This is a genomic window from Streptomyces sp. NPDC048436 (assembly GCF_043200355.1).
In the GTDB taxonomy this organism is placed as follows: Bacteria; Actinomycetota; Actinomycetes; order Streptomycetales; family Streptomycetaceae; genus Streptomyces.
This window is the reverse complement of the sequence record NZ_JBICXP010000003.1, coordinates 448,288-464,748: the sequence shown is the minus strand read 5'-3', so window position 1 is coordinate 464,748 and position 16,461 is coordinate 448,288. Positions and strand designations below refer to the sequence as shown.

Genomic DNA, 16,461 nt, shown 5'->3' with positions numbered 1-16,461 from the left:
CCGCCGTCCCGACCAGGGGCTATCCCGGTCAGGATTGAGCAAAGGGCGCGGGACCCGCCATCTCGGCCGTCAGCGCCCAGCGTTCGTGGTCGCGCCACGCCCCGTCGACGAAGAGGAAGCCCGGCGAGAAGCCCTCACGGCGGAAGCCGCCGCGGCGGGCGAGCGCGATCGACGCGGCGTTGCCGGGCTGGACGTTGATCTCCAGGCGGTGCAGCTCAAGGACGTCGAAGGCGTGGCGTACGACGAGCCCGAGCGCCTCCCCCATCAGTCCACGCCCCGCGGCGTGCGCGAAGGCGCCGTACCCCAGTGCCCCGCACCGGAAGGCGCCCGCGACGATGTTGTTGATGTTGATGAACCCGGCGACGGCGCCACCGGCCTGCCGCTCGCAGATCAGGAACCCGGTCTTGGACCGGCCCGCGATGAGCGCGCCCGCGTAGGCCGCGTACTCCTCGTCCGTGGTGGGCGGGAAGAGCCAGGGGCGGTGCAGTTCACGGCTCTCGCGCGCACGCGCGGTGAACTCGCGGCCGTCGGCGCAGGTGTAGGGGCGGATGCCCACGCGGGGGCCCTCGGCGAGATAGGTGGTGCTGTCAGGCATCCGCCCACGCTATCCCTCCAGGAAGGGCAGCCACGCCCTCACCTGCGCCGCCGCATGAAGTAGGCCCCGCACAGCGCTCCGATCACGCCGGTGGCGAGCAGCGCCATCCACAGGGGCATGGTCACTTCGGGGATCAGCAGCCTGATCTTGGTGCTGCGGGTGTTCTCGAAGATGAAGACGAGCATCAGGACGACGACCGCGGCGACGGCCACCCTGCCCGGCGTCACGACGCCACCGCCGCCGCCCTTGGAGCCGCCCGAGGAGGTGTTGGGACCCATGTGTGAACCCTTCCGTCGGAGCGTCGACCGCGCTCCCCCGGTGACCAGCATGGGCGGCTGGGCCTGGTTCGCGCGCGGTGGATGCCCCTGCGGGGTGGGGGTGTGGGCCATGCGGGTGAGGCCTGGGTCAGCGGACGACGGGCAGTTCGAGCACCCCGGTGTCCTCGGGCGCGCTGGTGACGGTCACCGGCTTCACGCCCCTGTTCCCGCCGTACGCGTCGTCACTTGCCGCCACGACGAACTGCAGCTTGTGCCCCGCCTCGTACCGGTGCACGGTCCCCGGCAGCGACACGGTGAACGGCTTCGTCACGTCCGGCACGCGCACGGGCGCCACGAGCCGGCGCACCAGCGTCTTCTTGCCGTCGGGCGCGATGTCGTACAGCTTCGCGAACAGGACGAGCTTGTCGGCCGCGTCGCCGGAGTTCTGCACCCGCTCGGTCCTGGGCGAGACGACCTTCAGGGTGGCCTTCGCGGAGCCGACGACGTCCACGGCGCCGGTCAGCGGCTCGCTCGTCCAGTCGAGATAGGTGCCCTTGGTGTCGTGCGGGGCGCGGTCGGGCAGGCCGATCATGCCGGCGAGTGAGCTCTCGGAGTGGCTGGTGGGGATCAGCCAGTTGCGGTACTCACGGCTGCCGCGGGCGACCTTCTTGCGGTTGTCGACGAGCTTGCCGTCGCCGGAGAGATACAGCTTCTGGCTGAGTGCGGGCACCTTCGAGGCGGTCGCGTAGGAGCCGTTCGGTCCGCTGTCGCTGGGGACCCAGTCCTGGTGGTAGGCGAAGGCGGGGCCGGTGTCGACGCCTTTCTTGTGCTGGAGGTAGCGGTCGAACCACGACAGGACGCGCTTGCCTACGTAACTCGTCTCCAAGTTGCCCGCCGCGAGGTTGAGTTCGCCTGAGGCCGGGTCGGTGAGGCCGCCGCTGTGTCCCCCGGACTGCCAGATCATCTTCGTGGTGGTGCCCTGCGCCTTGAGCGTCTCGTACGTCGCCTGCGCCTCGTTGAGGTTGAACAAGGTGTCCGTCTGGCCCTGGATCAGCAGGGTCGGCGCCTTGACCTGCGGCAGGTACGAGACGGGCGAGACGCTGCGGGCGTACTTCTGGAGAGCTTCGGTCTTGTCGGCTGGATAGCGGCCCGAGTTGAGTGTCCGGATCGTCTCGCAGGCCTGGGTGACGAAGTGCAGACAGGTCATGGAGTTGATGCGGGACGGGTCCAGGTTCGACTCGATGAGTGGCTGGGCCTCGCCGATGAGGTAGAAGCCGTTCATCCACTGCCACTTGGCGGCGCCGGGGACGCCGCGGTCGGCCGCGTTGTTCGGGTCGAGCGAGTAGCTCAGGTCGTTCCAGGTGACCATCGGTACGAGGGCATCGACCCGGCGGTCGACGGCGGCCGTCGCCATCTGGACCGCCCCGCCGTACGAACCGCCGATCATGCCGACGCGCGGATCGGCCTTGGCGTCCTTGGTGACGTAGTCGATCGTCGTGCCGTCGTCGGCCGCGCGCTTCCCGGCGAGGAAGTCTATGAGCCCGGAGGCCGCCTTGCCGTCGATTTTCGGGTCGTCGAGGGAGATCAGGCACCCGGATTTGCCGAAGCCGAGCCCGGAGTAGACGAGCCCGACGTAGCCGCGCTCGGCGAATTCCTTGCCGGTGGCCGCCGTCGAGCCGTCCGACTTGCTGCCGCCGAAGCCGTTGGTGGTGAGGACGGCGGGCGCGGGGTGCGCGGCGTCCACGCCGGCCGGACGGTAGAGGTCGGCGTCGATGGTGCAGTTCCTGCCGCCCGCCTGGACGGTGAACTTCAGCGGGGTGACGGTGAACTGGCCGGTGGCGCTCGCGGGGGCCGGTGCCGTGAGCGCGAGGGGCGCGGCGAGTGCGGCACCGACGGCGAGGGCGAGCGGCGCGCGGGGCCGGGAGACGGCACGACGGGGTGCGGTACGACGGGACACGAGACCTCCACGCTGAGGACAACCGACTACCGACCGGTAAGTAACCGGCCAGGGGCCATGGTGTGACACGTGTCATGTGTGGGTCAACGCTCGTGACAGGGGTTTCTCGAAGGAAGTTGACGAGAATTCAGTACCGAGGGTGACCGTTCATACGGGAGGGCGAATTCACGCCAGCGCGGGCACGTCCAGCGTCAACGTCCCCGTGTCCGCGTCCAGTTCCGCCGCGACCCCGAGTGGCACCGTCAGCGCCCCTTCGCAGTGTCCGAACCCGAACTCCTCGACGATCGGCACCCCGAGCCCGCCGAGCCGGTCGAGCAGCAGCTCCCGCACCCTCTCGTACGGCTCGCACTCCGCCCACGAGCCGAGCACGACCCCGTCCACCCCCTCCAGCCATCCCGCGCGGGCGAGCTGGGTGAGATACCGGTCGAGGCGGTAGTTCTCCTCGCCGGTGTCCTCCAGGAAGAGCAGCCCTCCTCGCGCCGACGTACGCGCCCCAGGGGCGCCGAGGTCCGCGGCGAGCAGACAGAGGCAGCCGCCGAGCGTGACGCCCCGCGCCCGGCCCGGTACGAGCGCGGGCCTGCCCGAGGCGATCACCTGGACCTGCTCCGGTTCGAAAAGCGTGGCCTTCAAATGCTCCTGCGCACGGGCGTTCTTGAGGAAGTCGGCTGCCGCGACCATCGGGCCGTGCAGTGTCGCGAGGCCCATCCGTGCCGCGAACGCCTCGTGCAGCGTGGTGATGTCGCTGTAGCCGACGAACACCTTGGGTCCCGCCGCCCGCATCGCCGCCCAGTCGAGCGACTCCACCATCCGCAGGGCGCCGTAGCCGCCGCGCGCGCAGAGCACCGCGGAGACGGAAGGGTCGCACCACGCCTCCTGGAGGTCACGGGCGCGCCCGGCGTCCGTGCCCGCGAGGTAGCCGAACCGCGGGTGCTCGTCCAGGACATGAGGGGCGACGACCGGTTCCAGGTCCCAGCCGCGCAGGATGTCGAGGCCCGCCTGGAGCCGCTCCTCCGGAACGGGTCCGCTGGGCGCGACGACGGCCACCCGCGCGCCGGGGGCCAGCCGCGCGGGACGGGTCAGGGGCTTCACTTGGAGAGCTCCAGGGTGGGTGTGCCGCCGGACAGTCTCAGCCGGAACACCTGGGCGTACAGGGAGAGTTCGGCCTCCAGGGCGCGGATCACGGTGTCCGCGCGGCGGAATCCGTGCCCCTCGCCCTCGAAGGCGATGTACGCGTACGGCACACCGCGTCCCTCGAGTTCGGCGACGAACCGCTCGGCCTGTTCGGGCGGACAGATCACGTCGTCGAGCCCCTGGAGCAGCAGGAACGGCACGGTGACCTGGTCGGCGTGTTCCGCGGGTGAGCGCTCCACGTACCGGGTCGGCACCTCGTCGAACGGCCCGATCATCGTGTCCAGATACCGCGACTCGAAGTCATGGGTCCCGCCCGCGCCCCACTCCGTGAGGTCCAGGACCGGGTAGATGATCGTCCCGCAGGCGTACACGTCCGTCGTGGTCAGCGACGCGGCCGTGGTCCAGCCGCCCGCGCTGCCGCCGCGGATGGCCAGGCGTGCGCGGTCCGCGGTGCCCTCGTCGGCCAGGGCGAGGGCGACGGCCGCGCAGTCCTCGACGTCGACGATGCCCCACTGCTCGCGCAGGCGGTTGCGGTACGCGCGTCCGTAGCCGGTCGAGCCGCCGTGGTTGACCTCCGCGACGCCTATGCCGCGCGAGGTGAAGTAGGCGATCTCCAGGTCGAGTACGAGCGGGGAGCGGCTGGTCGGGCCGCCGTGCACCCACACCACGTACGGCGGGAGTTCCTCGTCGGGCGCCATGCAGGTCGGGTGGTGCGGCGGATAGATGTGCGCGTGGATCTCACGGCCTTCCGGGCCGCTGAAGGTGCGGATGCGTGGCTCCGGGTAGTACGCGGTGTCCACCGGGTCGTCGTGCGCGGCGCCGATCACGCGGGCGTGGCCCGTGCTCGTGTCCAGCTCCACGACCTCGTAGGCGCTGCGGGGGCTCGCCGCGATGCCGACGGCCCGGCTGCCGTGCACCGCGAGGCTCGGCGCCCACTCCGTCCAGGGGCCCGCCGCGTCGACGACCTCGCCGGTCTCCGGGTCGAGCACGCCGAGCGCGGTGGCGCCCTTGCCGTGCACGACGGCGATCAGACCGCTGTCCAGGGGCGCGAACCATTCGTTGCCGACCTGCCACAGGGGTCCGGCGAACTCTTCCTGGCGCGTACAGATCGGCACCCCGTCGTCGCCGTCCGCCGGGTCGCCGCGGTAGAGGTTCCACCACCCCGAGCGGTCGCTGACGAACAGGAGCCGCCCGTCGGGGGCCCACTCCACCTGCGGGACGGACTCCTCCGGGCCGCCGGCGAAGGCCCGGGGCGCGCCGAACGTGCCGTCCGCGCGGACCTCGGCGACCAGGAGCTCCGTGCCGTCCCACGGCATCCGGGGGTGGTCCCAGGCGATCCACGCCGCGTGCGTGCCGTCCGGTGAGAGGCGGGGCCCGGTGATGAACCGGTGCCGGTCGTCGGAGAGTTCACGCACCGCCGCTCGGTCCTCGGCCGCGGAGCCGTCCAGCGGCACGGCGACGGCGACCCGCCGCACGTCGGTCGGCGCCTGGCCGGTGAACTCCTCAAGGACGCACCAGACCTCCCCCCGGTCCAGGTGCACGCACGGATCGACGTACCGCAGGCCGCCGCCAACGGTGGAGAGCGGGGTCAGCGGGCGCGGGACGGATTCCGGGGCGTCGGGCTCGTAGGCGTACAGGCGCTGGTCGGAGAAGTCGGCGAACACGACCAGCGGCCCGCCGGGGCCCTCGGCCCCGGCCCAGGCACGCCCGCCGTACTCCATGACCCGGCTGCGCACGTTCCACGGCTCGGGCAGCACGGACTCCTCCGTGCCGTCCGGACGCCGCCGCACGAGGACACGCCTGCCGCCTTCGTTCGGCCTCGGCTCGGTCCACCACGCCTCGGCCCCGACGAAGCCCGCGTGGGCCGGGGAGCCGTCGTGCGTGGCGGCGAGCGCCGCGTCGATGGGTGACGGCCATGATCCGTACGCCTGGGTCTCCATCATTCCTTCTCTTCCCCCATATTCCCTATTCCCTTGTGTTCCCTAGGCCGTTCGCAGATAGCGGTCAAGTACGCGAACGCCGAAGTGCAGTGCGTCCACCGGCACGCACTCGTCGACACCGTGGAAGAGAGCCTGATAGTCGAAGCCCTCCGGTGTCCTCAGCGGCGAGAAGCCGTAGCCGGTGATGCCGAGCCGCGAGAACTGCTTGGCGTCCGTGCCGCCGGACATGCAGTACGGCACGACGTGCCCCTCGGGGGCGAACTCCTCGACGGCGGCTCGCATCTTCGCGAACGTCGGGGAGTGGACCGGCGCCTGCAGCGCCACCTCACGGTGGTGGAACTCCCAGTCGACGTCCACTCCGGTGAGCCGGTCAAGGGTGGCGGCGAACTCTTCCTCGCCGCCGGGCAGATACCGGCCGTCCACGTAGGCGACGGCCTCGCCGGGAATGACGTTGACCTTGTAACCGGCCTGCAGCATCGTCGGGTTGGCGCTGTTGCGTACGGTCGCCTCGACGAGGGAGGCTGCGGGGCCGAGCTTCTCCAGGAGCGCGTCCACGTCGAATCCGGGCGCGTCGAGTTCCGCGCCTTCCCCGTACAGCGCGGCGAGTTCGGTCAGGGCGGCCCGGACCGTGGGCGTGAGCCGCACGGGCCAGCGGTGGTTCCCGATGCGGGCGATCGCGGCCGCCAGGTTGCTCACGGCGTTGGCCGGATTCACCTTCGAGCCGTGCCCCGCCTTGCCGCGCGCGGTCAGTTTGAGCCAGCCGGTGCCGCGCTCCCCCGCGGCGATGGCGTAGAGCTGGTTGCCGCGTCCGTCGTGGAAGGTGAAGGCGCCGGATTCGCTGATGCCTTCCGTACACCCCTCGAAGAGAGCGGCGTGCTGATCGGCGAGGAACCCGGACCCGTCCTCGGCGCTCGCCTCCTCGTCGGCGGTGAACGCGATCACGATGTCCCGCCGGGGCCGCACTCCCGCACGCGCCCAGCCGCGCACCACGGAGAGGATCATCGCGTCCATGTTCTTCATGTCGATGGCGCCGCGGCCCCACACGACACCGTCGCGGATCTCCCCGGAGAACGGATCCACGCTCCAGTCGGCGGCCTCGGCGGGAACGACGTCCAGGTGACCGTGGACGAGCAGCGCGTCGGCCGAGGGGTCGGTGCCCTCGATCCGCGCGACGACGTTCGTACGCCCCGGCGTGCGCTCCAGGAGGACCGGTTCGAGCCCGGCTCCGGCGAGGCGCTCGGCGGCGTACTCGGCGGCGGGCCGCTCCCGGCAGTCGCCGCCGCCGCGGTTGGTGGTGTCGATGCGGATGAGCTCGGAGGTGAATCTGACGACCTCGTCGAGGGCTTGCCCGTCGGTCTGCCCGGCAGCCTCATTCGTCGGCTGCTCAGCCATACTGCTCCTCCACTGCGGCCGAGGCGATCGTCGTGACCGCCTTGAACGTTCTGATGCCCTCGTACATGGTCTCGCTGGTGTACGCGATCTTCCGCTCGCCGGTGCGACGGACGCCCGGCACGACGGTGGACGCCGCGGACAGATGCTCGGCGTCGAATTCCACCTCGACGGTGAAGGGACCCCCTTGGACGGGCTCGTGCCGCACGGCGAGCGTCGCCGCCTCCTTGGCCGCGGCCCGGATGTCGGATGCGGTGCGCCTGGGGGTGCGGCACACGGCCGCGTACCGCGACACGTGGTCCTTGACGGCGACCTTCAGCGCTCCGGGCGCGTAGCCCAGCGCGTCCTCACAGGCCAGGTCGTCGCCGGTGACGAGGACCACCGGCACGCCGTACTCGGCGACGACGTGCGAGTTGAGCAGCCCCTCGCTGGCCCTCTCGCCGTTGATCCACACCCCGGTGATCGAGTTGGCGAGGTAGGTGTGCGCGAGCACTCCCTCCATGCCGGCGCCCGTGTGGTAGCCGATGAACGCGATGCCGTCGACGTCGTCGTGCTGGACGCCTTCCACCATGGAGAGCGACTTGTGCCGCCCGGTGAGCATCTCGGCCCGCTCGTCCAGGTCCTCAAGGAGCAGATTGCGCATGCTCCAGTGCGCTTCGTTGATGAGCACCTCATCGGCGCCCCCGTCGAAGAAGCCGAGCACGGCGGCGTTGACGTCCGAGGTGAACATGGAACGACACCGCTCCCACTGGGGCGTACCGGGCAGCACGTCGGCCGGCCAGGTCACGCCTGTGGCGCCCTCCATGTCGGCGCTGATCAGGATCTTCATGCGGCCTCACGCTACGCGTTCGCCAAGTCCTGGACCAGATCCGCCGCCGGTGACCACGTCGCGCACCAATATTTTGCCCGGCCGCGAGCGGAGCCCGAAGGCGCTGATGAGCGCGGCGAGCAGGGCCGCGGCGAGCGGGACCCACAGGGCCGCGCGGTAGCCGTCCAGGAGCGCGGAGGGCGAAGCGGAAGGTGAACTCGACGTGGTGGCCCAGACGTTGACGGCGGCGTCGGTGGAGAGGCCGAGCGCGGCACCGAACTGGAAGGCGGTGTAGAGGAGCCCACCGGCCAGGCCCTGCTCCTCCTCCCTGACGCCCTCGGTGGCGACGATGGTGAGCGGTCCGTAGGTGAGGGCGAAGCCGAGGCCGAGGATGATCAGGCTCGGGAACATCGCCAGGTACGTCCAGTCGGCACCGACCGGCAGGAACAGGGCGTAGGAGAGCGCGGCGAGCAGCAGACCGCCGAAGATGACCCGGGCGTTGCCGAAACGCTCGACCAGCCTGGGGGTGACGGTGGGCGAGAGGACCGCGTCGACGCCGATGGCGATCATCGCGAAGCTGGTCTGGAGGGTGGACCAGTCCCGCAGCTCCTGGAGGTAGAGGACGACCAGGAACTGGAATCCGAAGAAGCCGCCCGCGAAGAACAGCCACGAGAGGTTGGCGCGGACCAGGGCGCCGCTGCGGAAGATCCCGAGACGTACGAGCGGGGACGGCGAGCGGCGCTCGACGGCGACGGGACTTGGGGACGAAGGCGAGCGCGGCGGTCAGGATCAGGGCGGAGAGCACCACGGGCACGAAGAAGACCCAGCGCCAGCCGACGGCGGTGAGCAGACCGCCGACGACCAGGCCGATCGAGAAGCCGCCCGCTGCGGTCCCGGAGTAGAAGAGCAGCGCCTTGTTGCGGCGCGGGCCCTCTTCGAAGCCCGTGGTGATGATGGAGAGGCCCGCGGGGATCATGAAGGCCGCGGCGACCCCGGTGACGAAGCGGGCGACGAGCCGCCGCGTCGCCCTCACCTCCCTCGGCCGTCAGCTCCGCGCCGACCTGGAGCCGCACCACCGGGCCATCGACGCCGCCGTGGAGCGGGCCGCGGCCACCGCGCGCGGCATCGACAGCGTGCTGCACGTCGGCTTCGGCAATCCGCTGGCCGGTGAGATCGTGATGAGGGCGACGGAGGCGCTGCGGGTCTCCCACCCGGGGCTCGCCGTGGAGATCTGCGAGGTGCCGCTCGGCGATCCGTACGGGCAGCTGCGCAAGGGCGAGTTCGACGTGCAGCTCACGGAGTTCCCGGTGCGCGAGGAGGACCTGGGCGGCGGTCCCGCACTGCTCGCGGAGGAGCGCGTCCTCGCGATCGCCGCGGCGCATCCGCTGGCCGCGCGGGACTCGGTGACGCTGGAGGACCTGGCCGACGTACCGCTCCTGACGATCGAGGGCGAGGTGCCGGGCTACCGGCTCGAACACCACGTCCCTTCGCGCACGCCGTCCGGCAGGGCGATCGGCCGCGGTCCTGGCGTGACCAACATGCAGGAGGCGCTGATGCTGGTCGCGGGCGGCAGGGGCGCGTTCCTCACCCCCGCGCACACCGGGACGTACTACACCCGTCCCGGTGTCGCGTACGTCCCCTTCGCCGACGCCGAGCCGGTCGGTTACGGCCTGGTGTGGCGGGCCGGACACGGTACGGGCGCGATCGAGACCTTCGCGCGGACCGCGCGCGAGGCGGCGCGTGACGTGGCGCGGGGAGATCCCCGGAGTGTGGTGCCGCAGGGCGCCGCGAGCACGGGCCAGGGCGGTGCCCTCCTGGCCCCGACGCCGGGCCGCGTCAGTCCGCCCGGCCCACCACCAGCCACCTCGACGGCAGCTCGATCCGCGTTCCGTCCGGCCTGAACTCCGTGGTGATGAGCGGCAGTTCACCCTGTGCGAAAACCGTGAGGCCCGCCGCGTCGACGTACTCCAGCACCGCGGCGTCCGCGACCTCGCCCGGTGCGATGCCGTGCGCGAACACCGGGGCGAGCTTCGGCGGCGGTCCCGCGGGGCTCTGCACGAGGTCGCGCAGGACGGGGCCCGCGGCCTCGGCGAGTTCGACGACGAAGGCTCTGCCGCGTTCGCCAAGGAGGGCCGCGATGCCCTCGACGAGCGGTCGGCGGTCGGCGGGCTCGCACTGGTGGAGAACCCCGCGCATATAGAGGTTCACGTCGCCGAGTTCCGCGTGCAGCTGCTCCGCCTCGACCTTCTCCGCGGCGTCGACCTGCCGGTACTCGACCTGCTCCGCCGGGTCGGCGCGCCGTGCGTGTGCGAGGGCGGCGGCGGACAGGTCGGCGCCGAGGACGCGCCGGAAGCGGTCGGCGAGGAAGCGGGTCTGTGTGCCGTTGCCGCAGCCGAGGTCCACCAGGGGCAGGGCCGCGGCCGTCAGGTGCGGTTCGAAGAGGGCGAGGTGGATGCCGACGGTGAGCGCGGGTTCGGCGTCCCAGAGGACGGCACCCTGTTCCCCGGGGGCCTCCCGCCAGAACCCCTCCCACGCCTCCCTGTACCGACTCGTGACGCTCATGCCCAGCTCCCCAGGGTGCGACGACGGCCGCCGAAGCCGGCGGCAAGATCGGTCTACCGCGCCCGGGGTACGCGGACAAGTCACCGGCGCAATCATTCACCGCGTCTTCGAAACGGGCTGCGCACCATCACGTACGGGGCGGGCCCAGTTCGAACCACACGGTCTTGCCGGAGGTCGTACGACTGGTGCCCCACTCCTTGGCGAGCGCGCTGACGATCCGCAGACCGCGCCCGAACTCGTCGCCGGGGCCCGCGCTCATCAGCGTGGGCAGGGTGGGGTCGTCGTCCTCGACCTCGCACATCAGCGTGGGGCCCGAGCGCACCAGGCGGAACTCGACGCGGCCACCGCCCGAGTGCCGTACGGCATTGGTGACGAGCTCGCTGACCAGGAGTTCGGCGGTCTCGGTCAGGCTCTCGCGGGACCAGACGCGCAGCTGTTCGCGCACCAGTTCGCGCGCCCTGCCGACCTCGCAGGGGTCGAGCGCGAGCCGCCAGCTCGCGACGTCCTCGTCCGCGACGCCGTTCAGGCGGGCCATCAGGAGGGCCACGTCGTCCTTGCGTCCGCCCCCGGTGTTGAGCGCCCGGATGATGGTGTCGCAGGCGTCGTCCATGGAGGCCGCCGGGTGGGCCGCCGTCTCGGTGAGGGTGGCGAGGCCTACGCCGATGTCCTCGCCGCGCACCTCGACGAGGCCGTCCGTGCACATCAGGAGCCGGTCGCCGGGTGCCACACGCACGCGGACCGCCTCGAAGGGCACGCCTCCGACGCCGATGGGCGCCCCCGTGGGCAGGTCGAGGAGTTCGCTGCGGCCGTCGTCGGCGCGGACCAGGACGGGCGGGATGTGTCCCGCGTTGGCCAGGTGCAGCTCGCCCACGATGGGGTCGTAGACCGCGTACAGGCAGGTGGCGAGGTAGTGCTCGCCGAGGCGTTGCGCGAGGTCGTCGAGGTTGCGCAGGAGTTGCGCGGGCGGCAGGTCGAGGGCGGCCATGGTCTGCACGGCCGTACGCAACTGGCCCATCATGGCGGCCGAGTTGAGGCCGTGTCCCATCACGTCGCCGACGACGAGCGCCGTGCGCGAGCCGGGCAGTTTCACGGAGTCGAACCAGTCGCCGCCGACCCGGCCGAGCAGCGTGCCCGGCAGATACCTCGTGGCGATGTCGCAGCCGGTCATGCGTGGCTCGATGTGCGGCAGCATGCTGTCCTGGAGGGTGTCGGCGACGCTCTCCTGGTAGGTGTACATGCGGGCGTTGTCGAGCACGAGGCCCGCGCGGGCGGCCAGTTCGGCGCCGGTGACGCGGTCCATGTCGTTGAAGACGGGCCGCTCCTGGTGGCGCAGCAGGATCATGAACCCGAGGACCACGTTGCGGGCCTTGAGCGGTACGACGAGCATCGAGCGGTGGTTGATGAGCGGACGGATGTCGCGCTTCTCGAACTGCGAGGCGATCGCGTTGCCCATCTCCTCGGTGATGCGCGGTACGAGGACCGGGTCACCGGAGGTCATGCACTGGAAGAACGGCGTGTGCGAGGGGAACGGCATGGACTCACCCACGGGGACGACGTCGTCCCAGCGGCCCGGCTCGTCCGTGTGCTCGAGGGCCACCCGGTGCCACATCGTCCGCTCGTCCGGCACCCCTTCGGGGAATCCCTCGCCCGCGACGACCTGTTCGCGCAGGTAGGTCCCTGCGACGTCGGTGAAGCGCGGTACGACGGCCCGGCTGACCTCGATGATCGTCCGGGAGAGGTCGAGCGAGGAGCCGATGCGCCCGCTGACCTCGTTCAGGAACTCAAGGCGCTCGCGCACCGCCACGTACTCGATGTCCTCGGCCTCTTCGGGGGCGGCCTCGGGGGCGACGCCGTCAGCGGCGGCCTGCCGGTCACGCAGCCTGCGCGCCTTGCGCTCGGCGCGCCGCGGCACGCCCCAGTCCGGGGTGACGGGGACGCGGTCCTGCTTGCTGAACTCCAGGACGGGATAGCCCAGTTCGAGGATCTGCGCCACGATGCGGGAGCTCTCGCCGACGCTCATGCTGGGCAGGATCTCGGGCAGCCGCTCCGCCAGTTCGTCCGCTCCGGGAAAGTCCGTGTGCAGGGCGAACCCTGGGGCTATCCGCTCCACCTGGCCCGGCTCGTGGTCTTCGTCGTCGGCGATCCGGTCGGCGTCCGCGGCGAGGACGAGCAACCGCTCGGGCCCGGGGCCCACCAGTGGATACGCCCACCACAGGACGTCCAGGCGGTCGGCGCCGCGGCCGGGCACGGTGAGCCGCGCGCGCCCGGCGGCCGGGTAGGAGATGCGCCCGTCGAGGGAAGTCTCCAGGTCGGGGCCGAGGCCGTCGTCGTACGCCCCGTAGTTCGTGCGCTCCTCTGGGATGGCGCCGGACACCGGAAGCAGGTCGCCGGCCGGGGTGCCCACGGCGTCTTCCCTGGTGTAGCCGAAGAGACGCCTTGCGCCGACGCTCCAGTGGGAGACCAGACCCGCGCCGTCGACGACGACCACGGCCAGCGGAATCCGGCCGGCCACGGCACTCTGCGCCACCGGCCCGCCCGGGGTGCCTTGATCCATGGCCAACGCTCCTTCCGGCGGCACCACGAAGGCCTCCGCCGCCCCAACCACCGTACGACCGGCGCGGCTTGCCATGCGGCGCAATGGGGGAATTGGCTCGCGCCGGGGCGCATCCGACGGGTGGTGTTCCCCCGTCGCCCCCCAGCGCCGGATCCTAGTCCTCGTGCCCCAGCTGCAGATCCCGCTCGGTACGCCCGCCGCCCGCGACCTGGAGGACGGTCGCCACCGGCGGGTAGCCCGCCGCGATGACCGTGTACTCGCCGGACGACAGATCGATGAACCGGAAGGTGCCGTCCTCCCTGGTCGTCAGAGTGTCCACGACGTTGCCCGCCGCGTCGAGCAGCGTCACGCGCGCGTCCTCCACGGGCCGCCCACCGCTCGCGCGCACGGTGCCGCGCAGGACGGCGCCGCCCGCGAGCTCGACGTCCTGGCGGGTCTCGCGGGAGGCCTGCACGGAGACGGGCAGGGCCGCGGGGCGGAATGCGGGGGCGCTGGCGGCCAGGGTGTACTCACCGGCCACCAGCTCCGTGATGACGTAGCCGCCTTCGCGTCCGCTGCGGGTGGTGGCGACGACCTCTCCGCGTACGTCGGTGAGGGTCACGGCGGCGTCCCTGACGGGCGTTCCGTCGGCGGTGACCACGCTCCCGGCAAGGCGCCCGGCGCCGCCGAGCACGACGTCGAGCTCCACGGGGCGCTCGCCGACGGTGACGGTGACGGCCTGCGGCTGGTGGCCGCCGGCTGCCGCGATCAGGACGAAGGATCCGGAGCCCGGCGTGGAGAGCGCGTACCGCCCGTCGTCGCCGCTCGCGCCGCGGCCGATCTGCCGGCCCCCGACGTCGATGAGGGTGAGGGCGGCGCGGGGCACGACGGTGCCGTCCGGGTGCTGCACGGTGCCGCAGACGGGGACCCCGGCGGCGTACGAGGTGCGGGCCTGGGGGATGGAAGCGGGCTGCTCGGCCGTGGGGGCGCTCTGGGGGGCTGTGCTGGACAACAGGGGTGTCTCCTTGAGGAAGAAGGCGATCAGCATGCCGAGGACGAGCACCGGCACCAGGTAGAGGAAGATCCGCGGCATGGCGTCGGCGTACGCCTGGATGTAGGCCTCGCGCAGCGGGGCGGGCAGGGAGTGGACGAGCTGGGGGGTGATGGCCTCCGGGTCGGGGAGGCCGGTCCCGGCCGGGACGCGGTCGGCGAGCGAGTCCGCGAGCCGGTGGGCGAAGAGCGTGCCGAAGATCGCGGCGCCGACGCTGCCGCCGATCTGCCGGAAGTAGTTGTTGGCGCTGGTGGCCGTGCCGAGGTCGCCGGGGCGTACGGCGTTCTGTACGGCGAGGATGAGGACCGGCATGACGAGGCCGACGCCCGCGCCGAGTACGGCCATCCAGATGCTGTAGTGCAGGCGGGGCGTGTCGGTTTCGAGCCGCGAGAGGAGCCACATGCCGATGACGGACAGGATGGAGCCGAGGACCGGGTAGATCTTGTAGCGCCCGGTGTGGCTGATGAGCTGTCCGGCGAGGATCGAGGCGCCGACGATGCCGCCCATCATCGGCAGCATGAGCAGTCCGGACTCGGTGGCGCTCGCGCCGTCGACCATCTGCAGGAAGGTCGGCAGATAACTGGCCGCTCCGAAGAGGGCGACGCCGATGACCATGCCTACGAGAGAGGTGATGTTGAAGACCGAATCACGGAACAGGCGCAGCGGAATGATCGGTTCTGCGGCGAACCGTTCGGCGACCACGAAGAGCACGGTCGAGGCGAGGGCCCCGGCTCCGAGCCCCAGGATGACGCGCGAGCCCCACGCGTACTCGGTGCCGCCCCAACTGGTGAGCAGCACAAGGCAGGTGGAGGCCGAGGCGAGCAACAGCGCCCCGAGCACGTCGAGCCGGGCCTTGCCGGTGCGCTTGGGCAGCTTCAGTACGAAGCTGACGACGGCGAGGGTGACGAGCCCGAAGGGCACGTTGAAGTAGAAGCACCAGCGCCAGGTGACGTGGTCGGTGAAGAACCCGCCGAGCAGCGGTCCCGCGACCGACGCGAGGCCGAACGCGGCGCCGATGAGGCCCATGTAGCGCCCGCGTTCCCGGGGCGGCACGATGTCCGCGATGATCGCCTGTACGCCGATCATGAGTCCGCCCGCGCCGATGCCCTGGATGGCGCGGAAGGCGATGAGCTGGTCCATCGTCCGGGACCAGCCGGCCAGGGCGGAGCCGACGATGAAGACGACGATCGCGAACTGGAAGACGCCCTTGCGTCCGAAGAGGTCCCCGAGCTTGCCGTAGATGGGCAGCCCGACCGTGGCCGTGAGCAGGTAGGCGGTGATCGCCCAGGACATCTTGTCCAGGCCGTGCAGCTCACCGACGATCTTCGGGAGCGCGGTGGCGACGATCATCTGCTCGAGCGCGGCGAGCAGCAGGGCGAGCATCAGGCCGACGAAGACCATCCGGACGCGTCCGGGGGTGAGTGCGCCTCCCTGAGCCGCGGGCTCGTCGCGCGAAGGCGCCTCCGCGGCGTCCGGAGGCGCCAAGGCCGCCTCCGGCTCCCCCCGTTCGGCGCCCTTCACCAGCGTCGTGCCACCCACGTCCTGCTCCCCTCGTCGCGCCTCGCCGCACATTTCTCGCATTACGCGACAACTGCGAGCAAGCGCGACGAGTCGCCCCTACATGAGGTCCTGCGCACGTATGCGCCGGTGGGAGCCCTACGGCGTACAACTGCCCCGGAAGGAAAACCACTCGAAACGGTGAGCGTTACAACAACCCTTATGGGCTACCGGAGTTGAGGACGGGGCGGTGGTTGTCCTACTTCTCGACCTCGGCGGCGAGCTTGCCGAGCACCTCGTCGTAGATCCGCCCGAGGCCCTTGGGGGCGAAGGTCTTCTCGAAGAATCCGCCGATGCCGCCCGCGCCGTTCCACACGGTGGAGACGACCACGCGCGACTTGCCCTCGCCCGCCGGGGTCACGGTCCAGGTGGTGACCATCGAGGAGTTGCGGTCCTTCTCGACGAGCTCCCCGTCGGTGGGCTCGCTGACCTCAAGGAGGCAGTCACGGATGCGCTTGCTGGTCGCCTGCAGCTTCCAGTGGACGAGCGTGCCGTCACCGTCGCCGCCCTCGCGCACCTCGAACTCGCTGAAGTGCTCCGACAGGATCTTCGGGCGGGTGCCTTCGTAGTCGGCCAGTGCGTCGAAGACGTCCTCCGGCCGCGCCGCGATGATCCGCTCCGTGGTCGCCTCGACCTGCGCCATGGCACTTCCTCCAGCACTCGGTTACTCGTAGTGGTTCC

The 16,461-nt window shown here is 71.3% G+C and carries 12 protein-coding genes and 1 pseudogene; 1 reads left to right on the top strand and 12 read right to left on the bottom strand.

Annotated features, from left to right (window positions below):
- Window positions 1–28: 28 nt before the first annotated feature.
- The 8 genes and pseudogenes from ACGFX9_RS13095 to ACGFX9_RS13060 form a co-directional block, all read right to left on the bottom strand.
- On the bottom strand, window positions 29–595 hold the full coding sequence (locus tag ACGFX9_RS13095; RefSeq protein WP_393469448.1) for a GNAT family N-acetyltransferase: 567 nt from the start codon (window positions 593–595) through the stop codon (window positions 29–31).
- A gap of 38 nt (window positions 596–633) precedes the next feature.
- Window positions 634–873, bottom strand: coding sequence for a DUF1049 domain-containing protein (locus tag ACGFX9_RS13090; protein ID WP_393469445.1), 240 nt, complete (start codon window positions 871–873; stop codon window positions 634–636).
- Window positions 874–1,000: 127 nt separating this feature from the next.
- Complete coding sequence (locus ACGFX9_RS13085) at window positions 1,001–2,809, bottom strand: CocE/NonD family hydrolase (RefSeq protein ID WP_393469442.1); 1,809 nt, start codon at window positions 2,807–2,809, stop codon at window positions 1,001–1,003.
- A gap of 165 nt (window positions 2,810–2,974) precedes the next feature.
- Entirely contained in the window at window positions 2,975–3,898 is a 924-nt protein-coding gene (locus ACGFX9_RS13080; protein WP_393469439.1) for an LD-carboxypeptidase, read from the bottom strand.
- Entirely contained in the window at window positions 3,895–5,880 is a 1,986-nt protein-coding gene (locus ACGFX9_RS13075; protein ID WP_393470472.1) for a prolyl oligopeptidase family serine peptidase, read from the bottom strand. The genes ACGFX9_RS13080 and ACGFX9_RS13075 overlap by 4 nt, the downstream gene beginning before the upstream one ends.
- 42 nt (window positions 5,881–5,922) lie before the next feature.
- Entirely contained in the window at window positions 5,923–7,272 is a 1,350-nt protein-coding gene (locus ACGFX9_RS13070; protein WP_393469436.1) for a M20/M25/M40 family metallo-hydrolase, read from the bottom strand.
- The gene (locus tag ACGFX9_RS13065) at window positions 7,265–8,098 is read right to left on the bottom strand and encodes a M55 family metallopeptidase (protein ID WP_393469433.1); all 834 of its coding nucleotides are present in this window, start codon (window positions 8,096–8,098) and stop codon (window positions 7,265–7,267) included. The genes ACGFX9_RS13070 and ACGFX9_RS13065 overlap by 8 nt, the downstream gene beginning before the upstream one ends.
- Before the next feature lie 6 nt (window positions 8,099–8,104).
- Window positions 8,105–9,092: pseudogene (locus tag ACGFX9_RS13060) on the bottom strand (MFS transporter); the annotation flags it as partial.
- On the opposite strand from ACGFX9_RS13060, the gene ACGFX9_RS13055 reads away from it, so the two are divergent.
- Window positions 9,028–9,978 carry a substrate-binding domain-containing protein gene (locus ACGFX9_RS13055; RefSeq protein ID WP_393469430.1) on the top strand — a complete coding sequence of 317 codons (951 nt, stop codon included), beginning with the start codon at window positions 9,028–9,030 and terminating at the stop codon, window positions 9,976–9,978. The pseudogene ACGFX9_RS13060 and the gene ACGFX9_RS13055 sit on opposite strands and share 65 nt — an antisense overlap.
- Here the strand turns inward: ACGFX9_RS13055 and ACGFX9_RS13050 are convergent.
- From ACGFX9_RS13050 to ACGFX9_RS13035, 4 genes are all read right to left on the bottom strand, one after another.
- Complete coding sequence (locus tag ACGFX9_RS13050; protein ID WP_393469427.1) at window positions 9,914–10,639, bottom strand: methyltransferase domain-containing protein; 726 nt, start codon at window positions 10,637–10,639, stop codon at window positions 9,914–9,916. The two genes, ACGFX9_RS13055 and ACGFX9_RS13050, sit on opposite strands and share 65 nt — an antisense overlap.
- Before the next feature lie 127 nt (window positions 10,640–10,766).
- Window positions 10,767–13,193, bottom strand: a complete 2,427-nt coding sequence (locus tag ACGFX9_RS13045; RefSeq protein WP_393469423.1) for a SpoIIE family protein phosphatase — start codon at window positions 13,191–13,193, stop codon at window positions 10,767–10,769.
- 154 nt (window positions 13,194–13,347) lie between these two features.
- Window positions 13,348–15,762: an MFS transporter gene (locus ACGFX9_RS13040; RefSeq protein ID WP_393469420.1), complete on the bottom strand. Its 2,415-nt coding sequence runs from the start codon at window positions 15,760–15,762 to the stop codon at window positions 13,348–13,350.
- A gap of 217 nt (window positions 15,763–15,979) precedes the next feature.
- Window positions 15,980–16,423 carry an SRPBCC family protein gene (locus ACGFX9_RS13035; protein WP_393469417.1) on the bottom strand — a complete coding sequence of 148 codons (444 nt, stop codon included), beginning with the start codon at window positions 16,421–16,423 and terminating at the stop codon, window positions 15,980–15,982.
- Between the last annotated feature and the right edge of the window lie 38 nt (window positions 16,424–16,461).